The sequence below is a fragment of the Streptosporangium sp. NPDC048886 genome (genome assembly GCF_055586905.1).
In genome coordinates this window covers 156,838-179,244 of record NZ_JBVJHH010000003.1, presented here as the reverse complement: position 1 = coordinate 179,244, position 22,407 = coordinate 156,838, and the positions used below count along the sequence as shown (strand labels likewise).

22 protein-coding genes are annotated in these 22,407 nt (G+C 68.6%); 18 read left to right on the top strand and 4 right to left on the bottom strand.

Annotated features, from left to right (window positions below; translation table 11 throughout):
- Nucleotides 1-122 precede the first annotated feature (122 nt).
- The 16 genes from ACZ6R6_RS04855 (at nt 123) to ACZ6R6_RS04780 (ending at nt 17,974) form a co-directional block, all read left to right on the top strand.
- Nucleotides 123-1,400 (top strand): geranylgeranyl reductase family protein, encoded by a 1,278-nt coding sequence (locus tag ACZ6R6_RS04855; RefSeq protein WP_470090232.1) that lies wholly within the window; start codon nt 123-125, stop codon nt 1,398-1,400.
- 121 nt (nt 1,401-1,521) lie between these two features.
- The gene (locus ACZ6R6_RS04850; RefSeq protein ID WP_012887354.1) at nt 1,522-1,881 is read left to right on the top strand and encodes an NADH-quinone oxidoreductase subunit A; all 360 of its coding nucleotides are present in this window, start codon (nt 1,522-1,524) and stop codon (nt 1,879-1,881) included.
- Nucleotides 1,882-1,883: 2 nt separating this feature from the next.
- The gene (locus tag ACZ6R6_RS04845) at nt 1,884-2,435 is read left to right on the top strand and encodes a NuoB/complex I 20 kDa subunit family protein (protein ID WP_184755084.1); all 552 of its coding nucleotides are present in this window, start codon (nt 1,884-1,886) and stop codon (nt 2,433-2,435) included.
- Between the two features lie 55 nt (nt 2,436-2,490).
- The gene (locus ACZ6R6_RS04840; RefSeq protein ID WP_470090230.1) at nt 2,491-3,168 is read left to right on the top strand and encodes an NADH-quinone oxidoreductase subunit C; all 678 of its coding nucleotides are present in this window, start codon (nt 2,491-2,493) and stop codon (nt 3,166-3,168) included.
- On the top strand, nt 3,165-4,490 hold the full coding sequence (locus ACZ6R6_RS04835) for an NADH-quinone oxidoreductase subunit D (protein ID WP_370879664.1): 1,326 nt from the start codon (nt 3,165-3,167) through the stop codon (nt 4,488-4,490). Before ACZ6R6_RS04840 ends, ACZ6R6_RS04835 begins: the two co-directional genes overlap by 4 nt.
- Complete coding sequence (gene nuoE, locus ACZ6R6_RS04830) at nt 4,487-5,146, top strand: NADH-quinone oxidoreductase subunit NuoE (protein ID WP_470090228.1); 660 nt, start codon at nt 4,487-4,489, stop codon at nt 5,144-5,146. The genes ACZ6R6_RS04835 and nuoE overlap by 4 nt, the downstream gene beginning before the upstream one ends.
- Complete coding sequence (nuoF, locus tag ACZ6R6_RS04825; protein ID WP_470090226.1) at nt 5,143-6,429, top strand: NADH-quinone oxidoreductase subunit NuoF; 1,287 nt, start codon at nt 5,143-5,145, stop codon at nt 6,427-6,429. Before nuoE ends, nuoF begins: the two co-directional genes overlap by 4 nt.
- A 67-nt stretch (nt 6,430-6,496) precedes the next feature.
- Entirely contained in the window at nt 6,497-9,019 is a 2,523-nt protein-coding gene (locus ACZ6R6_RS04820) for an NADH-quinone oxidoreductase subunit G (RefSeq protein WP_470090224.1), read from the top strand.
- Between the two features lie 7 nt (nt 9,020-9,026).
- Entirely contained in the window at nt 9,027-10,379 is a 1,353-nt protein-coding gene (nuoH, locus tag ACZ6R6_RS04815) for an NADH-quinone oxidoreductase subunit NuoH (protein WP_470090223.1), read from the top strand.
- Nucleotides 10,366-10,881, top strand: a complete 516-nt coding sequence (nuoI, locus tag ACZ6R6_RS04810) for an NADH-quinone oxidoreductase subunit NuoI (RefSeq protein WP_306860416.1) — start codon at nt 10,366-10,368, stop codon at nt 10,879-10,881. The genes nuoH and nuoI overlap by 14 nt, the downstream gene beginning before the upstream one ends.
- Nucleotides 10,874-11,683: an NADH-quinone oxidoreductase subunit J gene (locus ACZ6R6_RS04805; protein ID WP_470090221.1), complete on the top strand. Its 810-nt coding sequence runs from the start codon at nt 10,874-10,876 to the stop codon at nt 11,681-11,683. Before nuoI ends, ACZ6R6_RS04805 begins: the two co-directional genes overlap by 8 nt.
- Nucleotides 11,680-11,976: an NADH-quinone oxidoreductase subunit NuoK gene (gene nuoK, locus ACZ6R6_RS04800; protein ID WP_306860411.1), complete on the top strand. Its 297-nt coding sequence runs from the start codon at nt 11,680-11,682 to the stop codon at nt 11,974-11,976. The genes ACZ6R6_RS04805 and nuoK overlap by 4 nt, the downstream gene beginning before the upstream one ends.
- Before the next feature lie 70 nt (nt 11,977-12,046).
- Nucleotides 12,047-13,888, top strand: coding sequence for an NADH-quinone oxidoreductase subunit L (gene nuoL / locus ACZ6R6_RS04795; RefSeq protein WP_470090472.1), 1,842 nt, complete (start codon nt 12,047-12,049; stop codon nt 13,886-13,888).
- The gene (locus ACZ6R6_RS04790; RefSeq protein ID WP_470090220.1) at nt 13,888-15,417 is read left to right on the top strand and encodes an NADH-quinone oxidoreductase subunit M; all 1,530 of its coding nucleotides are present in this window, start codon (nt 13,888-13,890) and stop codon (nt 15,415-15,417) included. Before nuoL ends, ACZ6R6_RS04790 begins: the two co-directional genes overlap by 1 nt.
- On the top strand, nt 15,414-16,964 hold the full coding sequence (gene nuoN, locus ACZ6R6_RS04785) for an NADH-quinone oxidoreductase subunit NuoN (protein ID WP_470090219.1): 1,551 nt from the start codon (nt 15,414-15,416) through the stop codon (nt 16,962-16,964). Before ACZ6R6_RS04790 ends, nuoN begins: the two co-directional genes overlap by 4 nt.
- A 14-nt stretch (nt 16,965-16,978) precedes the next feature.
- Complete coding sequence (locus tag ACZ6R6_RS04780) at nt 16,979-17,974, top strand: polyprenyl synthetase family protein (protein ID WP_470090218.1); 996 nt, start codon at nt 16,979-16,981, stop codon at nt 17,972-17,974.
- A 35-nt stretch (nt 17,975-18,009) separates the two neighbouring features.
- Here the strand turns inward: ACZ6R6_RS04780 and ACZ6R6_RS04775 are convergent, their stop codons facing one another.
- Both ACZ6R6_RS04775 and ACZ6R6_RS04770 read right to left on the bottom strand, forming a co-directional pair.
- A complete protein-coding gene (locus tag ACZ6R6_RS04775) occupies nt 18,010-18,330 on the bottom strand; it encodes a DMT family transporter (RefSeq protein WP_306860404.1) in 321 nt (106 codons plus the stop codon).
- 194 nt (nt 18,331-18,524) lie between these two features.
- The gene (locus ACZ6R6_RS04770) at nt 18,525-18,896 is read right to left on the bottom strand and encodes a DMT family transporter (protein WP_470090216.1); all 372 of its coding nucleotides are present in this window, start codon (nt 18,894-18,896) and stop codon (nt 18,525-18,527) included.
- Between the two features lie 130 nt (nt 18,897-19,026).
- On the opposite strand from ACZ6R6_RS04770, the gene ACZ6R6_RS04765 reads away from it, so the two are divergent.
- The gene (locus tag ACZ6R6_RS04765) at nt 19,027-19,494 is read left to right on the top strand and encodes a MarR family winged helix-turn-helix transcriptional regulator (RefSeq protein ID WP_470090215.1); all 468 of its coding nucleotides are present in this window, start codon (nt 19,027-19,029) and stop codon (nt 19,492-19,494) included.
- A 116-nt stretch (nt 19,495-19,610) separates the two neighbouring features.
- Here ACZ6R6_RS04765 and rarD read toward each other — a convergent pair whose 3' ends face one another.
- Nucleotides 19,611-20,519 (bottom strand): EamA family transporter RarD, encoded by a 909-nt coding sequence (gene rarD, locus ACZ6R6_RS04760; RefSeq protein ID WP_470090213.1) that lies wholly within the window; start codon nt 20,517-20,519, stop codon nt 19,611-19,613.
- A 132-nt stretch (nt 20,520-20,651) separates the two neighbouring features.
- Between rarD and msrA the strand changes: the two genes are divergently transcribed.
- Complete coding sequence (gene msrA / locus ACZ6R6_RS04755) at nt 20,652-21,314, top strand: peptide-methionine (S)-S-oxide reductase MsrA (protein WP_470090212.1); 663 nt, start codon at nt 20,652-20,654, stop codon at nt 21,312-21,314.
- Nucleotides 21,315-21,492: 178 nt separating this feature from the next.
- On the opposite strand, the gene ACZ6R6_RS04750 is transcribed toward msrA, so the two are convergent.
- The gene (locus ACZ6R6_RS04750) at nt 21,493-22,350 is read right to left on the bottom strand and encodes a PD-(D/E)XK nuclease domain-containing protein (RefSeq protein ID WP_470090211.1); all 858 of its coding nucleotides are present in this window, start codon (nt 22,348-22,350) and stop codon (nt 21,493-21,495) included.
- Between the last annotated feature and the right edge of the window lie 57 nt (nt 22,351-22,407).

The window sequence follows — 22,407 nt, the reverse complement described above, 5'->3', positions numbered from 1 at the left end:
ACTGACACTCCGCCTCGTAAAGGGGTTAGACTTCGGGCCGACAAGTTTGTGAAGACCTTCACAAAGGAACGAAGGGCCCCTCACCCCGAGGCCGTCAAAGCTTGTAGGACAGGACAGGTCCCGTGACCGTGCCAGCCGCCACACAGCGGAATGTCGCTGAGGCTGACGCCGACGTAATCGTCGTCGGCGCCGGGCCCGCCGGTTCGACAACCGCATTCCATCTCGCACAGGCCGGACTCGACGTCCTGTTGCTCGAGAAGACCACATTCCCCCGCGAGAAAGTCTGCGGCGACGGGCTGACGCCCCGAGCGGTCAAGCAGCTCATCGCCATGGGGATCGACATCGACGCTCCGGGCTGGGTCAGGAACAAGGGCCTGCGCGTGGTCGGCGGCGGGCTGCGCTTCGAGCTCGACTGGCCGGAGCTGTCCAGCTACCCCGACTTCGGGCTGGTCCGCACCCGGCAGGACTTCGACGAGATCCTCGCCGCCAACGCGGTGCGCGGCGGCGTCCGCCTGCTGCAGGGGGTCAACGTCACCGCCCCGATCCTCGACGATCGCAGCGGCCACATCGTGGGCGTGGTCGCCAAGAAGGACGGCGAGGAGGTCTCCTACAGGTCGCGCCTGGTGGTGGCCGCCGACGGCAACTCCACCCGGATCTCCCTGGCGATGGGGCTGCACAAGCGCGAGGACCGCCCGATGGGCGTCGCCGTACGGACCTATTTCGAGAGTCCGCGCCACGACGACGACTACCTGGAGACCTGGCTGGAGCTGTGGGACGGCGACACCCTGCTGCCCGGCTACGGCTGGATCTTCGGCGTCGGCGACGGCACCTCCAACGTGGGCCTCGGCCTGCTCAACACCTCCGAGTCCTTCAAGGGCATGGACTACCGCGACCTGCTCAGGCGCTGGGTCAAGAACATGCCCCCGGAGTGGGGCTACACCGAGGAGAACATGACCACCCCCATCAGGGGGGCGGCGCTGCCGATGGCCTTCAACCGCCAGCCGCACTACACGCGGGGCCTGGTGCTGGTCGGCGACGCGGGCGGGATGATCAACCCGTTCAACGGGGAGGGCATCGCCTACGCGATGGAGACCGGCCAGATCGCGGCCGAGACCATCGTCCAGGCGCTGGCCCGGACGACCCCCGCCCAGCGGGAGCGCGTGCTGCGCGCCTATCCCCAGACGTTGAAGGACGCCTACGGCGGCTACTTCACCCTGGGCCGGGGCTTCGTGGAGCTCATCGGGCGCCGCGGCGTGATGGACTTCTTCACCCGTCACGCGCTGCCCCACCCCCACCTGATGCGGTTCGCGCTCAAGCTCCTTGCTAATCTCACCGACCGGCGAGGCGACGCGTCAGACCGCATCATCAACGCTCTGTCGAAGGCCGCGCCGTCGGCATGACCACACCAGCCGCCTCCGCACGTGGAACCAGAGCGATGATCCCCCTGCATAAACTTGCAAAACAAAACAACGTGATGAGCTGCGCGCCGGCGCGCGTGGAGATGGGAGAGGAGGCGTAGCGATGGAGCTGTATGCACCCATCCTGGTGCTCGCCGTTCTCGCGGCGGGATTCGCGGTCTTCTCGGTGACGATCGCGCCCTTCACCGGTCCCCGGCGCTGGAACCGCGCGAAACTCGACGCCTACGAATGCGGCATCGAGCCGACGCCCCAGCCGGTCGGAGGTGGTCGCTTCCCGCTGAAGTACATGATCACCGCGATGCTCTTCATCGTGTTCGACATCGAGATCATCTTCCTCTACCCGTGGGCGGTCGCGTTCGACCAGCTCGGGATGTTCGGGTTGGTCGAGATGGTGCTGTTCATCGTCACCGTGCTCGTGGCCTACGCGTATGTGTGGCGCCGCAAGGGTCTGGACTGGGACTAGATATGGGTCTTGAAGAGAAACTTCCGAGCGGGTTCATGCTCAGCACGGTCGAGCAGGTGGCCGGCTGGGCGCGCAAGAACTCCGTGTGGCCGGCGACCTTCGGTCTCGCCTGCTGCGCCATCGAGCTGATGTCCACCGGCGGTCCCAAGCACGACCTGGCGCGCTTCGGCATGGAGCGCGCTTCGGCGTCTCCGCGGCAGGCCGACCTGATGATCGTGGCGGGCCGGCTGTCGCAGAAGATGGCCCCGGTGCTCCGCCAGATCTACGACCAGATGGCCGAGCCCAAGTGGGTCATCGCCATGGGCGTGTGCGCCTCCAGCGGCGGCATGTTCAACAACTACGCCATCGTGCAGGGCGTGGACCACGTCGTCCCCGTCGACATCTACCTGCCGGGCTGCCCGCCGCGGCCCGAGATGCTCATCGACGCGATCGTGAAGCTGCACGACAAGATCCAGAACATGAAGTTCGGCGCGCACCGCGCCAAGCAGATCGACGAGCTCGAACTGCAGGCGCTGCGGACGCTGCCGCTGATCGACCAGGGGACCGCCAAATGAGCCGGAGCGGACCCGGCGCGGTGCGCGCGGTGAATGAGGAGTTGGTGAGCGACCGATGAGCACGGACAATCTCCCCGAGATCCCGGAGGAGCCGATCGCCCACCTGGGCATGTTCGGCGCCTCGGGCTCCGGTGACACCTCCGGCTACGGCGGCCTGGTCGTACGGCGCAAGCCCCAGCTGTCCACTCCCCGCCCCTACGGCGGCTACTTCGACGCCGTCGCCGACGAGCTGGAGCGCGCGCTGGGCGGCGACCTCGGCGACGCGATCGAGCGCGTGGTCGTCGACCGCGACGAGCTGACCTTCCACGTCAAGCGCGAGCGCCTGCTGGAGGTCGCCAGGCTCCTGCGCGACGACCCCGCCCTGCGCTTCGAGCTCTCGCTCGGCGTCTCCGGCGTGCACTACCCCCACATGGAGGGGGAGGAGCTGCGCGCGGTGATCCACCTGTGCTCGATCACGCACAACCGCCGCCTGCGCCTCGAGGTGTCCTGCCCCGACGCCGACCCGCACATCCCCTCCACGGTCTCGGTCTACCCGACCCACGACTGGCACGAGCGGGAGACCTGGGACTTCTTCGGGATCGTCTTCGACGGCCACCCGGCGCTGACCCGCATCATGATGCCCGACGACTGGGACGGTCATCCCCAGCGCAAGGACTACCCGCTGGGCGGCATCCCGGTCGAATACCGCGGCGCCCAGGTTCCCGCGCCGGACCAGAGGAGGTCCTACAAGTGAGCGCCCCCTACGAGGAGGCCACCGAGGGCAAGGTCTACACCGTCTCCGGCAACGACTGGACGGAGCTGGTCGAGACCCTCACCGGCCAGCAGGACGAGCAGCTCGTCATCAACATGGGCCCGCAGCACCCGTCCACGCACGGCGTGCTCCGCCTGGTCCTGAACCTGGACGGCGAGACGGTCACCGAGGCCCGCACGGTCATCGGCTACCTGCACACCGGCATCGAGAAGAACATCGAGTTCCGGACGTGGACCCAGGGGACCACGTTCGTCACCCGGATGGACTACCTCGCGCCGATCTTCAACGAGACCGCCTACTGCCTGGGCGTCGAGAAGCTGCTCGGCATCACCGACCGGATCCCCGAGCGGGCCCAGGCCATCCGCGTGATGATGATGGAGCTCACCCGCATCTCCTCGCACATGGTCGCCATCGGCACCTTCGGCATGGAGCTGGGCGCGACCACGCCGTTCCTCTTCGGCTCCCGCGAGCGCGAGATGGTGCTCGACGTGATGGAATACATCACCGGCCTGCGGATGAACATGGCCTACGTCCGGCCCGGCGGCGTCTCCGTCGACCTCCCGGCCGGCGCCGTGGACAAGGTCGGCGAGCTGCTGAAGGTCATGCCGGGGCGCATCAAGGACATGCGCAAGATGCTCGACGCGAACCCGGTCTACCTGGCCCGCACCAAGGACGTCGCCTACCTCGACCTCACCGGCTGCATGGCGCTGGGCGTCACCGGCCCGATGCTGCGGGCCGCGGGACTGCCGTGGGACCTGCGCAAGTCGCAGCCCTACTGCGGCTACGAGACCTACGAGTTCGACGTCCCGACCGAGAAGACCGCCGACGTCTACGGCCGTTACCTGGTCCGGGTGGCCGAGATGGAGGAGTCGCTCAAGATCATCGAGCAGGCCCTGGACCGGCTGTCCGGCCCGCTCAAGGGCGGCCGCGTGATGGTCGACGACAAGAAGATCGGCTGGCCCGCGCAGCTCGCGCTCGGCCCCGACGGTCTCGGTAACTCGCCCGACCACATCGCGCACATCATGAGCGGCTCGATGGAGGCGCTGATCCACCACTTCAAGCTGGTGACCGAGGGCTTCCGGGTCCCGGCGGGTCAGGCGTACGCCTCGGTGGAGTCGCCCCGCGGCGAGCTCGGCGCCCACGTGGTCAGCGACGGCGGCACCCGGCCCTACCGCGTGCACTTCCGCGACCCGTCCTTCACGAACCTGCAGGCCATGCCGGCCACGTGCGAGGGCGGCATGGTCGCCGACGTCATCTCGGCAGTGGCCTCGATCGACCCCGTCATGGGAGGTGTGGACCGGTGACGTATACGCCGGAAGTCCGCGAGCGTCTGGAACGGGACGCCAAGGAGATCATCGGCCGTTACCCCAAGACCAGGTCGGCCCTGCTGCCCCTGCTGCACCTGGTGCAGTCGGAGGACGGCTACGTCTCCGACGCCGGCCAGGAGTTCTGCGCGGAGATGCTCGGCCTGAGCAAGGCCGAGGTCGTGGGCGTGTCCACCTTCTACACGATGTACAAGCGCAAGCCGATGGGCGACTATCACGTCGGCGTGTGCATCAACACGCTGTGCGCGGTCATGGGCGGCGACCAGATCTGGGACGAGCTGTCCGAGCACGTCGGCGTCGGCCACGACGAGGCGACCCCGGACGGCAAGGTCTCGCTGGAGCGGCTGGAGTGCAACGCCGCCTGCGACTTCGCCCCGGTGATGATGGTCAACTGGGAGTTCTTCGACAACCAGACCCCCGCCTCGGCCAAGCAGCTCGTCGACGACCTGAAGGACGGCAAGGAGGTCTCGCCGACCCGCGGCCCCAAGAAGCTGTGCACCTTCAAGGAGGCCTCGCGCGTGCTGTCGGGCCTGCCCGACGGCCTGGCCGGCGACGGCCCCTCGGCGAGCGGCCCCTCCCTTGAGGGACTCAAGATCGCCAAGGCCAACGGATGGAAGGCCCCCGAGGCACCATGACGACTCTCACCCCGGTCCTCACCGCGAACTGGGACCAGCCCAACTCCTTCACCCTGGAGGGCTACGGCGACTACTCGGCGGCCAGGAAGGCGCTGGGCATGGACCCCGACGCCGTCATCCAGGCCGTCAAGGACTCCGGTCTGCGCGGCCGCGGCGGTGCGGGCTTCCCCACCGGCATGAAGTGGGGCTTCATCCCCCAGGGCGACGGCAAGCCGCACTATCTGGTGGTCAACGCCGACGAGTCCGAGCCGGGCACCTGCAAGGACATCCCGCTGATGATGGCCAACCCGCACTCGCTGGTCGAGGGCGTCATCATCACCTCCTACGCCATCCGCGCCAACCACGCCTTCATCTACGTGCGCGGCGAGGTGCTGCACGTCATCCGCCGCCTGCAGGCGGCCGTGGCCGAGGCCTACGACAAGGGCCTGCTCGGCAAGGACCTCTTCGGCTCCGGTTTCGACCTGGAGCTCGTGGTCCACAGCGGAGCCGGCGCCTACATCTGTGGCGAGGAGACGGCGCTGCTCGACTCGCTGGAGGGCTATCGCGGCCAACCTCGGCTCAAGCCCCCCTTCCCGGCGGTGGCGGGCCTCTACGCCTCGCCTACTGTCGTGAACAACGTGGAGTCGGTGGCCAGTGTTCCCTCGATCATCTCCAACGGGGCCGAATGGTTCGCGGGGATGGGCACCGAGAAGTCCAAGGGCTTCGGAATCTTCTCGCTGAGCGGCCACGTCACCCGTCCCGGCCAGTACGAGGCCCCGCTCGGCATCACGCTGCGCGAGCTGCTCGACATGGCGGGCGGCATCCGCGAGGGGCACCGGATCAAGTTCTGGACCCCCGGCGGGTCGAGCACCCCGATCTTCACCGACGAGCACCTGGACGTCCCGCTCGACTTCGAGTCGGTCGGCGCCAAGGGGTCCATGCTCGGCACCCGGGCCCTGCAGATCTTCGACGAGACCACCTGCGTGGTCCGCGCCGTGCTGCGCTGGACCGAGTTCTACGCGCACGAGTCCTGCGGCAAGTGCACCCCCTGCCGGGAGGGCACCTACTGGCTCAAGCAGGTGCTCAAGCGGCTGGAGAAGGGTCAGGGCACCGAAGAGGACCTGACCACGATCACCGACATCGCCGACAACATCCTGGGCCGCTCCTTCTGCGCCCTGGGCGACGGTGCGACCAGCCCCATCCACTCGTCGGTGAAGTACTTCCGCGACGAATACCTCAAGCACTTCGAGATCGGCGGCTGCCCGTTCGATCACGCTCCGTCCACGGTCTGGGGTGCCAAGTGAGCGGGCGGATCGCGGCAACCAGCAAGCACAGCACCGTTTCGGTCATGGGGCCGACGGAGGAGGCGCCATGACCGTCGAAGCGACGACCCCGGCCCAGGCGCCGGTAGACCTGGTGACCGTCACGATCGACGGTTTCCAGGTGAGCGTCCCCAAGGGCACGATGATCATCCGGGCGGCGGAGCTGCTCGGCATCCAGATCCCCCGCTTCTGCGACCACCCGCTCCTGGAGCCGGCGGCCAACTGCCGCCAGTGCCTGGTGGACATCCCGGACGCGGGCAACGGCCGCGGCTTCCCCAAGCCGCAGCCCTCCTGCGCCATCGAGGTCGCCCCGGGCATGGTCATCCAGACCCAGCTCACCTCCCCGGTCGCGGAGAAGGCCCAGCGCGGCGTCATGGAGCTGCTGCTCCTGAACCACCCGCTCGACTGCCCGGTCTGCGACAAGGGCGGCGAGTGCCCGCTGCAGAACCAGGCCATGTCCAACGGCCAGGGCGAGAGCCGCTTCGAGGAGAAGAAGCGCACCTTCGACAAGCCGGTCGCGCTCTCCACCGAGGTGCTGCTCGACCGCGAGCGCTGCGTCCAGTGCGCCCGCTGCATCCGCTTCTCCGACGAGATCGCCGGTGACCCGCTCATCGACTTCTTCGAGCGCGGGGCCAAGGAGCAGGTCGGCGCCGCCGACGGCGAGCCGTTCGAGTCCTACTTCTCGGGCAACACCATCCAGATCTGCCCCGTGGGCGCGCTGACCGGCGCCGCCTACCGGTTCCAGGCCCGCCCGTTCGACCTGGTCTCCACGCCCAGCGCGTGCGAGCACTGCGCCAGCGGCTGCTCGCTCCGGACCGACCACCGCCGGGGCAAGGTCACCCGCCGGCTGGCCGGGGACGACCCGGAGGTCAACGAGGAGTGGAACTGCGACAAGGGCCGCTGGGCCTTCACCTACGCGACCCAGCCCGACCGGCTGAAGACCCCCCTCGTCCGTGACGAGGAGGGCCGCCTGGTGCCGGCCTCCTGGCCCGAGGCGCTCGCCGCCGCGGCCCGGGGCCTGTCGGCGGCCCGCGGCAGCGCGGGCGTGCTCGTCGGCGGTCGCGTCACCGTCGAGGAGGCCTACGGCTACGCCAAGTTCGCCCGGATCGCGCTCGGCAGCAACGACGTCGACTTCCGCTCCCGGCCCCACTCCGCGGAGGAGGCGCAGTTCCTCGCGCACGCCGTCGCGGGCAAGGGCATCGAGATCCGCTACCGTGACCTGGAGAAGGCCCCGGCCGTGCTCCTGGTGGGCTTCGAGCCCGAGGACGAGTCGCCGATCGTCTTCCTGCGCCTGCGCAAGGCGTGGCGGAAGAAGGGCCTGAAGGTCTTCTCGATCGCGCCGTTCGCCGGTGAGGGCCTGGCCAAGATGGGCGGCACGCTGGTGCGCACGCTGCCCGGCGCCGAGGCCGCCGCCGTCGAGGACCTGATCTCCGGGGCCTCCCCGATCGCCGAGGCGGTCAGGCAGCCGGGCGCGGTCATCCTCGCCGGTGAGCGCCTGGCCACCGCGCCGGGCGCCCTGTCGGCGCTGGTACGGCTGGCCGAATCCACCGGCGCCCGCCTGGGCTGGGTCCCGCGCCGCGCCGGTGAGCGCGGTGCGATCGAGGCCGGAGCGCTGCCGAACCTGCTGCCCATCGGCCGCCCGGCCGACGACGAGACCGCCCGCGCCGAAGTGGCCAGGGCGTGGAACGTCTCCTCCCTCCCGGAGACCCCGGGCCGCGACACCTCCGCCATCCTGGCGGCGGCGCTGAACGGGGAGCTCGACGCCCTCGTCGTCGCCGGTGTCGACCCCTACGACCTGGCCGACCCCGAGGCCGCCCTGGCGGCCCTGGAGAACACGCCGTTCATCGTGAGCCTGGAGCAGCGCGCCAGCGCGGTCACCGACCGCGCCGACGTGGTGCTGCCGGTCGCCGCGGTGAGCGAGAAGTCCGGCACGTTCGTCAACTGGGAGGGGCGCGGCCGCACCTTCGAGGAGGCGCTCCCGGTCCCCGGGATCATGAGCGACCTGCGGGCCGTCTCCGCGATCGCCGACTACATGGACGTGCACCTCGGTCTCCCGGACCCCGCCGCCGCCCGCCGCGAGCTCGGCTCCATCGGCGCGTGGCGCGGCTCCCGGGCCGCCGCCCCGGAGGTGGGCGCGCGGGCGACCGCCGCCCCGCGGGCCGGCGAGGCGGTCCTGGCCACCTGGCACCTGCTGCTCGACGACGGCCGCCTGCAGGACGGCGAGCCGTACCTCGCGGGCACCGCCCGCACGGGTGAGGCACTGGTGTCGGCGGCCACCGCCGTCGAGTCCGGCGTCGCCGACGGCGACAAGATCATCGTCACCACCGGGCAGGGCTCGCTGAGCCTGCCGGTGCGGATCGCCGACCTGCCCGACAGGGTGGTGTGGCTGCCGTCGAACTCCGCCGGCCGCTCGGTGACCCGCGACCTGTGCGCCACGGCCGGTGACATCGTCAAGATCGGGAGTGCCTCCGGCAACGGCCCCGACGCAATGAGCACCGTGCCCGCGGAGCGCGCCTCCGGCCCGACGGCCGGCGACGGACAGGCCGCCCCCGGCACGGACGAGGAGCGGTGAGCGACCAATGAATGCCCGGACTCTTCTAGCGGCGGCCGATCCGACCCTTGCCGACTTCGGTAAAGACCCGATCTGGATCAGCATCATCAAGGCCGTCGTCATCTTCGCCGTCCTGATGCTGGGCGTGCTCTTCGGCGTGTGGTTCGAGCGCAAGCTGATCTCCCGGATGCAGAACCGGTACGGCCCCAACCGGGCCGGCAAGTTCGGTCTGCTCCAGTCGGTGGCGGACGGCCTGAAGATGGGTCTCAAGGAAGACCTGATGCCGCGGACCGTGGACAAGGTGATCTACTTCATCGCCCCGGTCGTCCTCGCGGTCCCCGCCTTCCTGGCCTTCTCGGTCATCCCCATGGGGCCGATGGTCTCGATGTTCGGCGTCCAGACGCCGCTGCAGCTCACCGACCTGCCGGTCGCGGTGCTGCTGGTGCTGGCGATGGCCTCGATCGGCGTGTACGGCGTCGTGCTCGCCGGCTGGGGGTCGCGCTCGCCGTACACCATCCTGGGCGGCCTGCGGGCCAGCGCCCAGGTGGTCTCCTACGAGATCGCGATGGGCCTGTCGTTCGTGGGCGTGTTCCTGTTCGCCGGGACGCTCTCCACCTCGGAGATCGTCAGCGCGCAGGCGTCCGGCGGCACGTTCACGCTCGGCGGCCTCAGCATCCCGATGCCCTCGTGGTACATGATCCTGCTGATCCCGTCCTTCCTGATCTACATCGTCACGATGCTGGGCGAGACCAACCGGGTCCCCTTCGACCTGCCCGAGGGCGAGGGCGAGCTGGTCGGCGGCTTCCAGACCGAATACTCCAACTCGCTGAAGTTCGCGGTCATCATGCTGGCCGAGTACGTCAACGTCTTCGTGGTCTCGGCCGTGTCGATCACCCTGTTCATGGGCGGCTGGCGGGCTCCGTTCCCGATCTCCATGTGGGACGGGGCGAACACCGGCTGGTGGCCGCTGCTGTGGTTCTTCCTCAAGATGGTGCTGGTCTTCTCCTTCTTCATCTGGTGCCGCGCCTCGCTGCCGCGAGTCCGCTACGACCAGCTCATGGCCCTCGGCTGGAAGATCCTCATCCCGATCAACCTCGGCTGGATCCTGCTGGTCGCCACCGTCCGGGCCCTGCAGATGGACAACGTCAACCGGTCGCTGGTGCTGATCCTGGCCGCGCTCGTGCTCATCGGCTGCATCGGCGTCTGGTGGCGTTTCGACAGCGTGCTGCAGAAGCGCAAGGAGGACAAGGCCGCTCAGGTCCAGGCCGAGTTCGAGCGTCTCGAAGCCGAACCGACCGCGGGTGGTTTCCCTGTGCCGCCGCTCGACCTGCCGCACTACCACGGGGTGGAGCGCAAGGAGGTTCCCAGTGGGAGCAACTGATTGGCTGAACCCCATCAAGGGGTTCGGCGTGACCTTCCACACCATGTTCAAGAAGGTCGAGACGGTCAACTACCCCGAGGAGAAGCGGCCCACGGCTCCGCGCTTCCACGGCCGGCACCAGCTCAACCGCTGGCCCGACGGCCTGGAGAAGTGCGTCGGCTGTGAGCTCTGCGCCTGGGCCTGCCCGGCCGACGCGATCTTCGTCGAGGGCGCGGACAACACCGACGAGGAGCGTTTCTCGCCGGGTGAGCGCTACGGGCGCACCTACCAGATCAACTATCTGCGGTGCATCCTGTGCGGCCTGTGCATCGAGGCCTGCCCGACCCGCGCGCTGACCATGACGAACGAGTACGAGCTCGCCGACTCCAGCCGCGAGAGCCTCATCTACACCAAGGAGATGCTCCTCGCGCCGCTCGGTCCCGGCATGGAGCTCCCCCCTCACCCCATGCGCCTGGGTGAGACCGAAGAGGACTACTACCGGCTGGGACGTAACAATGGGTGAGACCATCACGTTCTGGGTGCTGGCCGTCGTCTCGGTGTCGGCCGCCCTCGGACTTGTCTTCAGCCGCAAGGCGGTCTACTCGGCTCTGATGCTGGGCGTCGTCATGCTCTCCCTGGCGGTGCTCTACGCCGTCCAGGACGCTCCCTTCCTCGCCGCGGTGCAGATCATCGTCTACACCGGCGCCGTCATGATGCTCTTCCTGTTCGTGCTGATGCTCGTCGGCGTCGACTCCGCCGACTCGCTGGTGGAGACGATCAAGGGACAGCGCTTCTGGGCGGCCGTCGCGGGCCTGGGCTTCGCTGCCCTGCTCGCCCTGGGGGTCGGCAACACGGTCTTCGCCCCCGCGGCGGGCGTCGGCGGAGCCACCCAGCAGGCGGGCGGCAACGTCCCGGCGCTGGCCCAGCTCATCTTCACCAGGCACGTCTTCGCCTTCGAGGTCACCTCGGCGCTGCTGATCACCGCCGCGCTCGGCGCGATGGTCCTGGCCCACCGTGAGCGGGTCCGGCCCAAGGCGACCCAGCGCGACCTGTCCCGGGCCCGGTTCACCGGCCCGCAGCCGTCGCCGCTGCCCGGCCCGGGCACCTACGCGCTGCACAACGCCATCGACATGCCGGCCCTGCTGCCCGACGGCTCGGTGTCGCCCAAGTCGATCAACCGGGTGCTCGCCCGGCACGAGGAGGACGGCGTCAGGCCGACCGACCCGGCGAAGGCGGCGCTCGTCAAGCAGGTCGTCGACAAGGACGCCGCCGCTGAGGAAGACGTCGTCGCGGAGGACGCGGCCCGTCAGGAGGAAGCCAAGTGACCACTCACTACCTGGTGCTCTCCGCGCTGCTGTTCGCGATCGGTGGCATCGGCGTGCTGACGCGGCGTAACGCGATCGTGGTGTTCATGTGCGTGGAGCTCATGCTCAACGCCTGCAACCTCGCCTTCGTCACCTTCGCCAGGCAGCACGGCAACCTGGACGGCCAGCTCATCGCGTTCTTCGTGATGGTGGTGGCCGCGGCCGAGGTCGTGATCGGCCTTGCCATCATCGTGATGATCTTCCGAACCCGCAGGTCCGCGTCGGTGGACGACGCCAACCTGCTGAAGTACTAAGAGGTGGCCGGTGGAATCTCCTGTTGAGATCATCCAGCACTCCGGTGGAGTGATCGGGGTCTCCTGGCTGATGATCGCGCTGCCGCTGCTCGGGGCCGCGATCCTGCTGCTGGGCGGGCGCCGTACCAACGGCTGGGGCCACTTCCTCGGTGTCGCCATGTCGCTGGCCGCCTTCGTGGTGGCCGTCGTCTCCTTCGTCGAACTGCTCGGCCTGCCCGAGTCGGAGCGGCGCCGGGGGATCGAGCTCTACCAGTTCATCCCCGGAATCGCCGACATGGGGCTGCTGATCGACCCGCTGTCGATCAGCTTCGCCCTGCTGATCACCGGTGTGGGCTCGCTGATCCACATCTACTCGATCGGCTACATGTCGCACGACACCGACCGGCGCCGGTTCTTCGCCTACCTGAACCTGTTCGTCGCGGCGATGCTCCTGCTGGTGCTGGCCGACAACTACGTCGCCCTGTTCATCGGCTGGGAGGGCGTGGGTCTCGCCTCCTACCTGCTGATCGGGTTCTGGCAGTTCAAACCCTCGGCGGCGACCGCCGCGAAGAAGGCCTTCATCGTCAACCGCGTCGGCGACTTCGGCCTGCTGATCGCGATCTTCACGATCTGGTCCACGTTCGGCTCGGTCGCCTTCGGCAAGGTCTTCCCGCTCGCCGGTGAGGCCTCCGACGGCACGATGACCGCCATCGGCCTGCTGCTGCTCCTGGGCGCCTGCGGCAAGTCGGCCCAGCTCCCGCTGCAGTCGTGGTTGCTGGACGCCATGGAGGGCCCGACCCCGGTCTCGGCCCTCATCCACGCGGCGACCATGGTCACCGCCGGCGTCTACCTGGTCGTCCGGTCGGGCGCGTTCTACGTCATGGGCTCGCCCGCGCAGATCGCCGTCACCGTCGTCGGTGTGGCCACGCTGCTCGCCGGTGCGATCATCGGTTGTGCCAAGGACGACATCAAAAAGGGCCTGGCGGGCTCGACGATGTCGCAGATCGGCTACATGATGCTCGGCGCGGGCCTCGGCCCGGCGGGCTACGCCTTCGCCATCGCGCACCTGATCACGCACGGCTTCTTCAAGGCCAACATGTTCCTCGGCGCCGGTTCGGTCATGCACGGCATGAACGACGAGGTCGACATGCGCCGGTACGGCGCGCTGTTCTCGGTGATGAAGATCACCGCGGTCACCTTCATCATCGGCTACCTGGCGATCATCGGCTTCCCGCTGCTGTCCGGTTACTTCACCAAGGACGGCATCATCGAGACGGCCATGGAGCACAGCGAGATCCTCGGCTGGCTCGCGGTCGTGGGCGCCGGCATCACCGGCTTCTACATGTCGCGGATGGTCTTCATGACCTTCTTCGGCAAGAAGCGCTGGGCCGACGACGCCCACCCGCACGAGTCGCCCGCGGTGATGACGGTCCCGCTGATCATCCTGTCGATCGGCTCGATCTTCCTGGGCGCCTTCCTGATCCTGGACAACCGGTTCATGAAGTTCCTCGCCCCGGCCGTCGGCCTTCCCGAGGAGCTGCCGAAGTTCCACTTCGCCAGCGTTCCCGGCCTGGCCACCCTCGCGCTGGTGGCCGTCGGCGCCGCCTTCGCCTGGATCCGCTACGGCGCGGCCGAGGTGCCGCAGGTCGCCCCGCGCGGCTCGTTCCTCACCACCTTCGCCCGTCGTGACCTGTACGGCGACGCCCTGAACGAGACGCTGTTCATGCGCCCCGGCCAGTGGCTGGCCCGGATCGCGGTGTTCGTCGACAACCGCGGCATCGACGGCCTGGTCAACGGGCTGGCCGCGACGATCGGCGGGACCTCCGGCCGGCTGCGCCGCATCCAGACCGGCTACGTGCGGTCCTACGCGTTGTCCATTCTCTTCGGTGCCGCCGTGGTCGTTGGCGCGCTGCTCTACGTAGGGAACATGTGATGCCCTGGCTCTCGATCCTGATGGCCGTGCCCGTGCTGGGCGCGGTCGGGGTCTCCCTCACCAAGAGTGACAAGCTCGCCAAGCAACTGGCCCTCGGGGTCTCGCTGGTCGTGCTGGCGCTGACCGGTGTCGTGGCGGCCCAGTTCAACCCCTCCTCGGAGACGCGTTTCCAGTTCGCCGAGGTATACGACTGGATTCCCCGCTTCGGCGTGCACTACGGCGTCGGAGTGGACGGCATCGCCCTGGTGCTGATCGCGCTGTCGGTGGTGCTCGTGCCGATCGTGATCCTCGCCTCCTGGCACGACGCCGACGGCACCGGGGCCGCGGCCCCGCCCAAGCGGTCGGTGAAGACCTACTTCGCGCTGCTGCTGGTGCTGGAAGCGATGATGATCGGCGTCTTCGCGGCGACGGACATCTTCCTCTTCTACGTCTTCTTCGAAGCCATGCTGATCCCGATGTACTTCATGATCGGGTCGTACGGCGGCGCCCAGCGGTCCTACGCGGCCGTGAAGTTCCTGCTCTACTCGCTGTTCGGCGGGCTGCTCATGCTGGTCGCGGTGATCGCGCTCTACGTGATCGCCGCCAAGGGCACGTTCATGTTCCCCGAGCTGGTCGGGGTCATCAAGGACCCGAACACGCAGAAGTGGCTGTTCCTCGGCTTCTTCGTCGCCTTCGCCGTCAAGGCGCCGCTGTGGCCGTTCCACACCTGGCTGCCCGACGCGGCCGCCCAGGCCCCGGCCGGCGCCGCGGTGCTGCTGGTCGGCGTGCTGGACAAGGTCGGCACCTACGGCATGCTCCGCTTCTGCCTGGAGCTGTTCCCGGACGCGGCGAAGTTCTTCACGCCGCTGGTGATCGTGCTGTCGGTGGTGGGCATCGTCTACGGCGCGATCGTGGCGATCGGCCAGACCGACATGAAGCGCCTGATCGCCTACACCTCGATCTCGCACTTCGGCTTCATCGCGCTGGGCGTCTTCGCGATGACCGCGAACGGTGGCGCGGGCGCCACCCTCTACATGGTCAACCACGGTTTCTCGACCGGCGCGCTCTTCCTGATCGCCGGATTCCTGATCTACCGCCGGGGGTCCAGCCAGATCGCCGACTACGGCGGCGTGCAGAAGGTCGCCCCGCTGCTGGCCGGCACCTTCCTGATCGCCGGCCTGTCCGGTCTCTCCCTGCCGGGCCTGTCCTCGTTCGTGAGCGAGTTCATGGTCCTGCTCGGCACCTACGAGCGTTACATGGTCCCGGCGATCATCGCCACGAGCGGTGTGGTCCTGGCGGCCATCTACATCCTGTGGATGTACCAGCGGACGATGAACGGCCCGACGGCCGAGTCGGTCAAGGGCTTCACCGACCTGAACGCGCGGGAGAGGTGGGTGGTGGCCCCGCTGATCGCGGTGATCATCGCCCTCGGCTTCTTCCCCAAGCCGGTCCTCGACGTGATCAACCCCGCGGTGGACCAGACGCTGTCCAACGTCCATGTGGACCAGTTCACCCCAGCCGTCGCTGACAAGAAGGGGGCCGGGCAGTGAACGGCACCATCCAAGCTCCGACGATCGAATACGCGCTGCTGTCCCCGATGCTGATCGTGTTCGGCGCGGCGATCATCGGGGTGCTGGTCGAGGCGTTCGCGCCCCGATACCTGCGCAAGTCGATCCACGTGCCGCTCACGCTGCTGGCGCTGCTCGGCGCGTTCGTCACGACCATCCTGTCGGCCGCCAACGGCCTGCCGGACAAGGCCGCGGCCATGGGCGCGGTCGCGGTGGACGGGCCCTCCCTGTTCATCTGGGGCATCATCCTCATCCTGGCCTTCGTCAGCGTGCTGCTGATCAACGACGACGAGCAGTTCGTCGCGCAGGCGGCCGCCGTCCCGGGCAGCCCCGACGAGGAGGAGGCGGTCCGCAGCGGGTTCGCCCAGACCGAGGTCTACCCGCTGCTGCTGTTCGCGGTCGGCGGCATGCTGCTGTTCCCCGCGTCCAACGACCTGCTGGTGATGTTCGTGGCCCTTGAGGTCATGTCCCTGCCGCTGTACCTGCTGTGCGGCCTGGCCCGCCGTCGCCGCCTGCTCTCGCAGGAGGCCTCGGTCAAATACTTCCTGCTCGGCGCGTTCTCCTCGGCCTTCTTCCTGTACGGCATGGCCCTGGTGTACGGCTACGCCGGCTCGATCGACCTGAAGGCCATCGCCGACTCGCTCGGCACGGTCGCCGGCCAGGACACCCTGCTGCTCATCGGCACCGCGATGCTCGGCGTCGGCCTGCTGTTCAAGATCGGTGCCGCGCCGTTCCAGGCGTGGAAGCCCGACGTCTACCAGGGCGCGCCCACCGCGGTCACCGCCCTGATGGCCTCCACCGTCCTGGTGGCGGCCTTCGGCGCCGTGCTCCGGGTCTTCTGGGTCGCCCTGGGCGGCCTGGAGTGGAACTGGCAGCCGGTCATGTGGGGCGTCGCGATCCTGACCATGATCGTCGGTGCGATCCTGGCCATCACCCAGACCGACATCAAGCGCATGCTGGCCTACTCGTCGGTGGCGCACGCGGGCTTCCTGCTCACCGGTGTGATCGCGATCGGCACCTTCGAGCAGAACGCGCAGGCCCTGTCGGCCATCCTGTTCTACCTGGCCGCCTACGGCTTCACCACGGTCGGCGCCTTCGCGGTGGTCACCATGGTCCGCGACGCGGGCGGCGAGGCCGGGCACCTGTCCCGGTGGGCCGGCCTCGGCAAGCGGTCCCCGGTGCTGGCGGGCATCTTCGCGTTCTTCCTGCTGGCCTTCGCGGGCATCCCGCTGACCAGCGGGTTCTTCGGCAAGTACGCCGTCTTCGCGGCGGCGGTCGCCGGCAACGCGCTGCCGCTGGTCGTCGTGGGCGTGGTGAGCTCGGCGATCGCCGCGTTCTTCTACGTCCGCGTGATCGTGCTGATGTTCTTCAGCGAGCCGGCCGCCGACGGGCCGACCATCGCCGCGCCCACCGTGGGCACCTCGGCTGTGGTCGCTCTGGCGGCAGCGGCTACGGTAGTGCTGGGGGTCTTCCCGCAGCCGGTGCTCGATCTGGCGGACCAGGCTGCGTCCGCACTGTTCATTCGTTAGAGGAGTAAGGCTTCATGGCTGCGCCACCGGTTGTTGATCTGCCATTCATCGACGAGCGGCTGGCGCAGGACCTCGCTAGCGGGCTGGCCGAGGTCGAGAAGCTGCTGCGGACCTCGGTCGAGAGTGAGGACGCCTTCGTCACGGAGGCGTCCAAGCACCTCATCGAGGCGGGCGGCAAGCGGTTCCGGGCCATGCTGGTCCTGCTCGCCGCCCAGTTCGGCTCGCCGGAGGCCCCCGAGGTGGTGCCCGGGGCCGTGGTCATCGAGCTGACCCACCTGGGGTCGCTCTACCACGACGACGTCATGGACGAGGCCCCGGTGCGCCGGGGCTCCCCCTCGGCCAACGCCCGCTGGGACAACACCGTGGCCATCCTGACCGGCGACTACCTGTTCGCCCAGGCCTCGGACATCCTCGCCGACCTCGGCGCCGAGGTCATCCGCATCCAGGCCCAGACGTTCTCCCGTCTGGTCCGCGGCCAGATCCGCGAGACCATCGGCCCCCGCCCCGGCGAGGACCCGGTGGCCCACTACATCGACGTCCTGGCCGACAAGACCGGCTCCCTGATCGCCACCTCGGGCCGGTTCGGCGCCCTGCTGAGCGGCGCCTCGCCCGAGATCGTCGACCGGCTGACCCGGGCCTGCGAGGCCATCGGGGTGGGCTGGCAGCTCGGCGACGACCTGCTCGACGTCGCCTCCGACTCGGTCGAGTCCGGCAAGACGCCCGGCACCGACCTCCGGGAGGGCATCCGGACGCTGCCGGTCCTGTACGTGCTGTCCTCCGACGCCCCCGAGGACGCCCGCCTGCGCGAGCTGCTGGCCGGGCCGGTGGCCGAGGACGACGTCGAGGAGGCGCTCCGCCTGCTGCGCGCGAACCCGGCCATGGCCCGTGCCCGTGCCGAGCTGGCCGCCTGGGTCGACCGGGCCCGCGAGGACCTGAACGGCCTGCCGGACATCCCCGCCCGCGCCGCCTACCTCGCCCTCTGCGACTACGTCGTCGAGCGCTCCGGCTGACCGCGCGCGGGCTCCGGCGGGGGCCCGCCCGGCCGTCAGATCCCCGCGGCGATCTTGAGCAGGACGACGCCGCCGATGATCGAGGCGAAGGAGACGAGCTTGGCCGGGGTGATCCGCTCCTTGTAGATGAGGGCCCCGAGCACGACCGTGCCGATGGAGCCGACGCCGGTCCAGATGGTGTAGCCGACGCCGACGTCCAGGGTCTTCAGGGCAAGGCTGAGGGTGAAGACGCCGCCGGCGGCCGAGAGCAGGGTGAAGACGGACGGCCACAGCCGGGTGAAGCCCTGGGTGGCGTTGGTGCCGAGCGCGAAGCCGATCTCGAAGACGATCGCGACGGAGAGATAGATCCAGGCCATGGTGGTGCTCCTTGGGTGGGGCGCGGGATGGGTCGCGCCGGGTGTCGGGTGCGGGACGGGGTGTGCGGGACCGGCGCGGCGCGGGACGGGTCGCGCCGGGTGTCGTGTGTGGGACTGGCGCGGGTTGGGTCGCGCCGGGTGCGGGGCGGGGCGTGCTGACGGGCGCGGGGCGGAGCCGGGGAGACCGTGCGGGGTCAGGTGGCGACGTGCTCGGAGGCCGCCTGCTGGGGCTCGGCCCCGCGCTGGGAGACGCGGTCGGCGAGTTTGAGGCCCAGCACGCCGCCGATGATCAGAAGGAACGCCAGCACCTTCCACGTGTTGAGCTCCTCGCCGAAGATCACGGTGCCGAGGATGACCGTGCCGACCGAGCCGATGCCGGTCCAGACGGTGTAGCCGACGCCGACGTCCAGGGTCTTCAGGGCCAGGCTCAGGAAGAAGATGCCGCCGCCGGCGGCGGCCACCGTGAGCAGTGAGGGACCCAGTTGGGTGAAGCCCTCGGTGGCGTTGGTGGCCAGGGCGAAGACGACCTCGAAGACGGCGGCGATGAGCAGGTAGATCCAGGCCATTGGCTGGGCTCCTTACGTAGGATATATTTGCATGTATATGCATGTTTCTGGTGACACGACAAAGCATGTATGCACATGTATATTGTGTCAAGTCCGGCTCATGGAGGGTCGGATGTGAAAGGAGGTGTGCGTGACCGTTTCAGCCCCCTCCGGGGTCCAGCTCCCCGCGCCGCCGGCGCCGTCCGGAGACGCCTCGATGTGGAACCGCGTCCTGGCCCTGCACGTGCGTGTGGAGAACCGGCTGGCCGCCGTGCTCCAGCGCCGGCACGGCATCGGCCTGTCGGAACACCGCGCGCTCGGTCATCTGGCCGCGGCCCCCGACCACGAGCTGCGCATGCAGGAGCTGGCCGACAAGATCGGCCTCAACCAGAGTTCGGTGACCCGCCTGGTGGCGCGCCTGCACGAGGCCGAGTTCACCTACCGGGACCTGTGCCCCAACGACAGGCGCGGGGTCTACACCGTGCTCACCGACGCCGGCCGCACCCGATACGCCGAGGCGGCGGCCACCTATGAGGAGACCCTGCGGGAGGCGCTGGAAGAGGCCGCGCGGGCCGACCCGGACCTCGCCGCCGTGGTGACCGCGCTGCGCGCCGCGTGAGCCTTCCGCGGCCGCCGGGGGTGGGCCCGCCCTGACCGTCCGCCGACGCCCGCCCGCCCGAGCTTCTGCGGGCCGCCCGTCGCGGCGGCACGCGGATCCGGAGCCCCTCCCCGCCCCTACACGGTCACGGTCTCCAGCGCCGTACGGCGGGCCGCGTGGGCGGCGCGGAGGCTGTCCCAGGTGAAGACCGACAGCGCCAGCCAGACGATGGCGAACCCGATCCAGCGGCTGGGCGGCATGGCCTCGTGGATGACGAACACGCCGACGAGGAACTGCAGCACCGGGGCGATGTACTGGAGCAGGCCGATGGTGGTGAGCGGCACCCGGATCGCGGCCGCCGAGAAGCAGAGCAGCGGGACGGCCGTGATCACACCGCTGCCGGCCAGGAGGAGGGTGTGGCCGAGGCCCAGGCTCCCGAAGGTGCCCGCGCCCTGCCCCTGCAGATAGATCACATAGCCGAGCGCGGGTGCCAGCAGCACCAGCGTCTCGATGGTCATGCTCTCCGCCGCGCCGACCTGCGCGATCTTCTTGACCAGCCCGTAGGTGCCGAAGCTGAAGGCCAGCACCAGCGCGATCCACGGCAGCCGGCCGTAGTCGAGGGTGAGGACGACGACGGCCAGGGCGCCCAGCCCGACCGCGCCCCACTGCCACGGCCGCAGGCGCTCCTTGAGGAGGAAGACGCCGAAGAGCACGCTGACCAGAGGGTTGATGAAGTAGCCGAGCGCGCTCTCGACCACATGCCCGGTGTTGACGGCGTAGATGTAGACACCCCAGTTGACCGTGATGATCGCCGCGGCCAGGGCGAGGAGGCCGATCTTCCGGGGGGTGCGCAGCAGCTCGCGGATCCAGGCCCAGTGACGCCGCACCGCCAGGATGGCGACGACGGCGACGAGGGACCAGGTGACCCGGTGGGCCAGGATCTCCAGGGCGCCTGAGGGTTTCAGGAGCGGCCAGTACAGCGGGAACAGGCCCCACATGGTGTAGGCGGCGATGCCGTACAGGACTCCTTGGCGCGATTCAGGCATGTAGCCATTTTGGCTGCTTACGCGATTTAACACAAATTAGTGGATCTTGCATTACTGTTAAGTTGCTCTTACGGGAACACCGTGCGCCCCAGGATGGTTGCCTCTGTCACAGAGGTCAGGAGGAGGTTCGCAATGGGCTGGCTGTTCGGTAAGGACAAGACTTCCATGGTGTCCCCGGAGAACGCGCTCCCGGGGCGGGACGCCCGCATGGCGGTGCCCGCGCGCCACGCGGTCCTCGACGCCCCGCTGGCTCCGCCGTACCCCGAGGGGAGCGAGATCGCCGACTTCGGCCTCGGCTGTTTCTGGGGCGCCGAGCGCAAGTTCTGGCAGACTCCCGGCGTGGTCTCCACCTCGGTCGGCTACGCGGGCGGCTATACCCGCAACCCGTCCTACGAAGAGGTCTGCAGCGGCCAGACCGGCCACACGGAGGTCGTCCGCGTGGTCTTCGACCCGTCCCGGGTCTCCTACGAGGAGCTGCTGCGCGTCTTCTGGGAGGCCCACAACCCCACCCAAGGCATGCGCCAGGGCAACGACGTCGGCACCCAGTATCGCTCGGCTGTCTACTTCCACTCGCCCGAGCAGGAGAAGTCCGCCCTGGCCTCGCGTGAGGCCTACCAGAAGGTGCTCACCGAGTCCGGCTACGGCCAGATCACCACCGAGATCGCCCCGGCCGGTGACTACTTCTTCGCCGAGGAATATCACCAGCAGTACCTTTTCAAGAACCCCGGCGGCTACTGCGGCATCGGCGGCACCGGGGTCTCCTGCCCGGTAGGCATCGCGCCGGCCGGTGAGTGAATTCTCGACGCCATCCAGCGGCGAAGGATTCAGCCGTTTTTCTGAGCGACGCCTAAACGGCAGCCCTGGGTGAGCAGGCGTCCGCCTCCGGCATGAGCACCCTGCTCTGGGATGGCATTCCAGTGGTTCCGAGCCGTGCGTAACCACTGGAAGCCGCTCGCGGTGGTGTCTGAATGTTCTACTGGATGATCACCACTCGAACCGGGAACGCAGCTTCTGCCGGGAAGTCTCGTTCGAAGCCGGACGCGTTGATGATGTGCTTGTCCGGATCATATACAAGCGCGAAATATGCATCCGCATGGTCGTGTGTCCTGTAGCGCAGGATGTCCTGTGCAAGCTCATCTCCAAGTCGCCGTGGCCCCAGGTTGCTCCGGGTCATTTTTGTTTCTACGGCGATCCGCTCGTCCTTGAGAAGGAAGTCGAGGCGGGGATGCGCACCTGCCCTGCTTGGTCCATACTCTTCCGAGCGGACGTCGAGATGGTGCAGACACAGAACAGCGTGCACGACTCGCTGCAGGTCGTACTCATCGTTGACCGCGATGCCTGGCCGTCCGCGGACGTTCTGGCGTAGAACGGCCAGCGCGGTCGGAAGTCTACGGAAGACATCTTCGAGGGTGTCAAGCGTGGCCAGGACCCCAGGGTGCCCGCCTGCGAGGGCGGCAGCGTTCCGTAGGATTTGCTTCTGCCCGGAAAGGGGTGCAAGAAATGCGCTTTTGGCCGGGTATAACCATTTGGATATCGTGCCCTGTGCGGCCAGCTCCACGAACATGGTGTTGAGCTCGAGCCCGGCTTGCAGAAAGTGCTTGATCTTGTAGTTCGGAAACCCTCCCTCGTATTCCTTGCGGAAAACCCCAATGTGGTCGGGCGGGATTACAGTCAAGGCTTCCGCGTACCAAACGCCGTAATCGTTGGCAAGCCGGCGGAGAAGGTCTTCTCGACCGTTTCCGGCTTCATTCTGCACCTCACTGGCCAGGTGGGCAAAGGCGTCGGCGCGTCTGATCAAATCTGCGATTCTTTCGAGGGCCCTTCTCGTCACCTCGTGATCTTACTGCTGCAGGCGAAACCGCTGAAGCGCTCTCGTGCGACCGCTGTG

Bases quoted from the DNA above. Each gene is read 5' to 3' on its own strand.
- rarD (WP_470090213.1), bottom strand. From the start codon at position 20,519: ATGCCTGAATCGCGCCAAGGAGTCCTGTACGGCATCGCCGCCTACACC.
- ACZ6R6_RS04845 (WP_184755084.1), top strand. From the start codon at position 1,884: ATGGGTCTTGAAGAGAAACTTCCGAGCGGGTTCATGCTCAGCACGGTC.
- nuoL (WP_470090472.1), top strand. From the start codon at position 12,047: ATGATCGCGCTGCCGCTGCTCGGGGCCGCGATCCTGCTGCTGGGCGGG.
- ACZ6R6_RS04790 (WP_470090220.1), top strand. From the start codon at position 13,888: ATGCCCTGGCTCTCGATCCTGATGGCCGTGCCCGTGCTGGGCGCGGTC.
- ACZ6R6_RS04770 (WP_470090216.1), bottom strand. From the start codon at position 18,896: ATGGCCTGGATCTACCTGCTCATCGCCGCCGTCTTCGAGGTCGTCTTC.
- ACZ6R6_RS04820 (WP_470090224.1), top strand. From the start codon at position 6,497: ATGACCGTCGAAGCGACGACCCCGGCCCAGGCGCCGGTAGACCTGGTG.
- nuoH (WP_470090223.1), top strand. From the start codon at position 9,027: ATGAATGCCCGGACTCTTCTAGCGGCGGCCGATCCGACCCTTGCCGAC.
- ACZ6R6_RS04805 (WP_470090221.1), top strand. From the start codon at position 10,874: ATGGGTGAGACCATCACGTTCTGGGTGCTGGCCGTCGTCTCGGTGTCG.
- ACZ6R6_RS04780 (WP_470090218.1), top strand. From the start codon at position 16,979: ATGGCTGCGCCACCGGTTGTTGATCTGCCATTCATCGACGAGCGGCTG.
- ACZ6R6_RS04775 (WP_306860404.1), bottom strand. From the start codon at position 18,330: ATGGCCTGGATCTATCTCTCCGTCGCGATCGTCTTCGAGATCGGCTTC.
- msrA (WP_470090212.1), top strand. From the start codon at position 20,652: ATGGGCTGGCTGTTCGGTAAGGACAAGACTTCCATGGTGTCCCCGGAG.
- ACZ6R6_RS04840 (WP_470090230.1), top strand. From the start codon at position 2,491: ATGAGCACGGACAATCTCCCCGAGATCCCGGAGGAGCCGATCGCCCAC.
- ACZ6R6_RS04850 (WP_012887354.1), top strand. From the start codon at position 1,522: ATGGAGCTGTATGCACCCATCCTGGTGCTCGCCGTTCTCGCGGCGGGA.
- nuoF (WP_470090226.1), top strand. From the start codon at position 5,143: ATGACGACTCTCACCCCGGTCCTCACCGCGAACTGGGACCAGCCCAAC.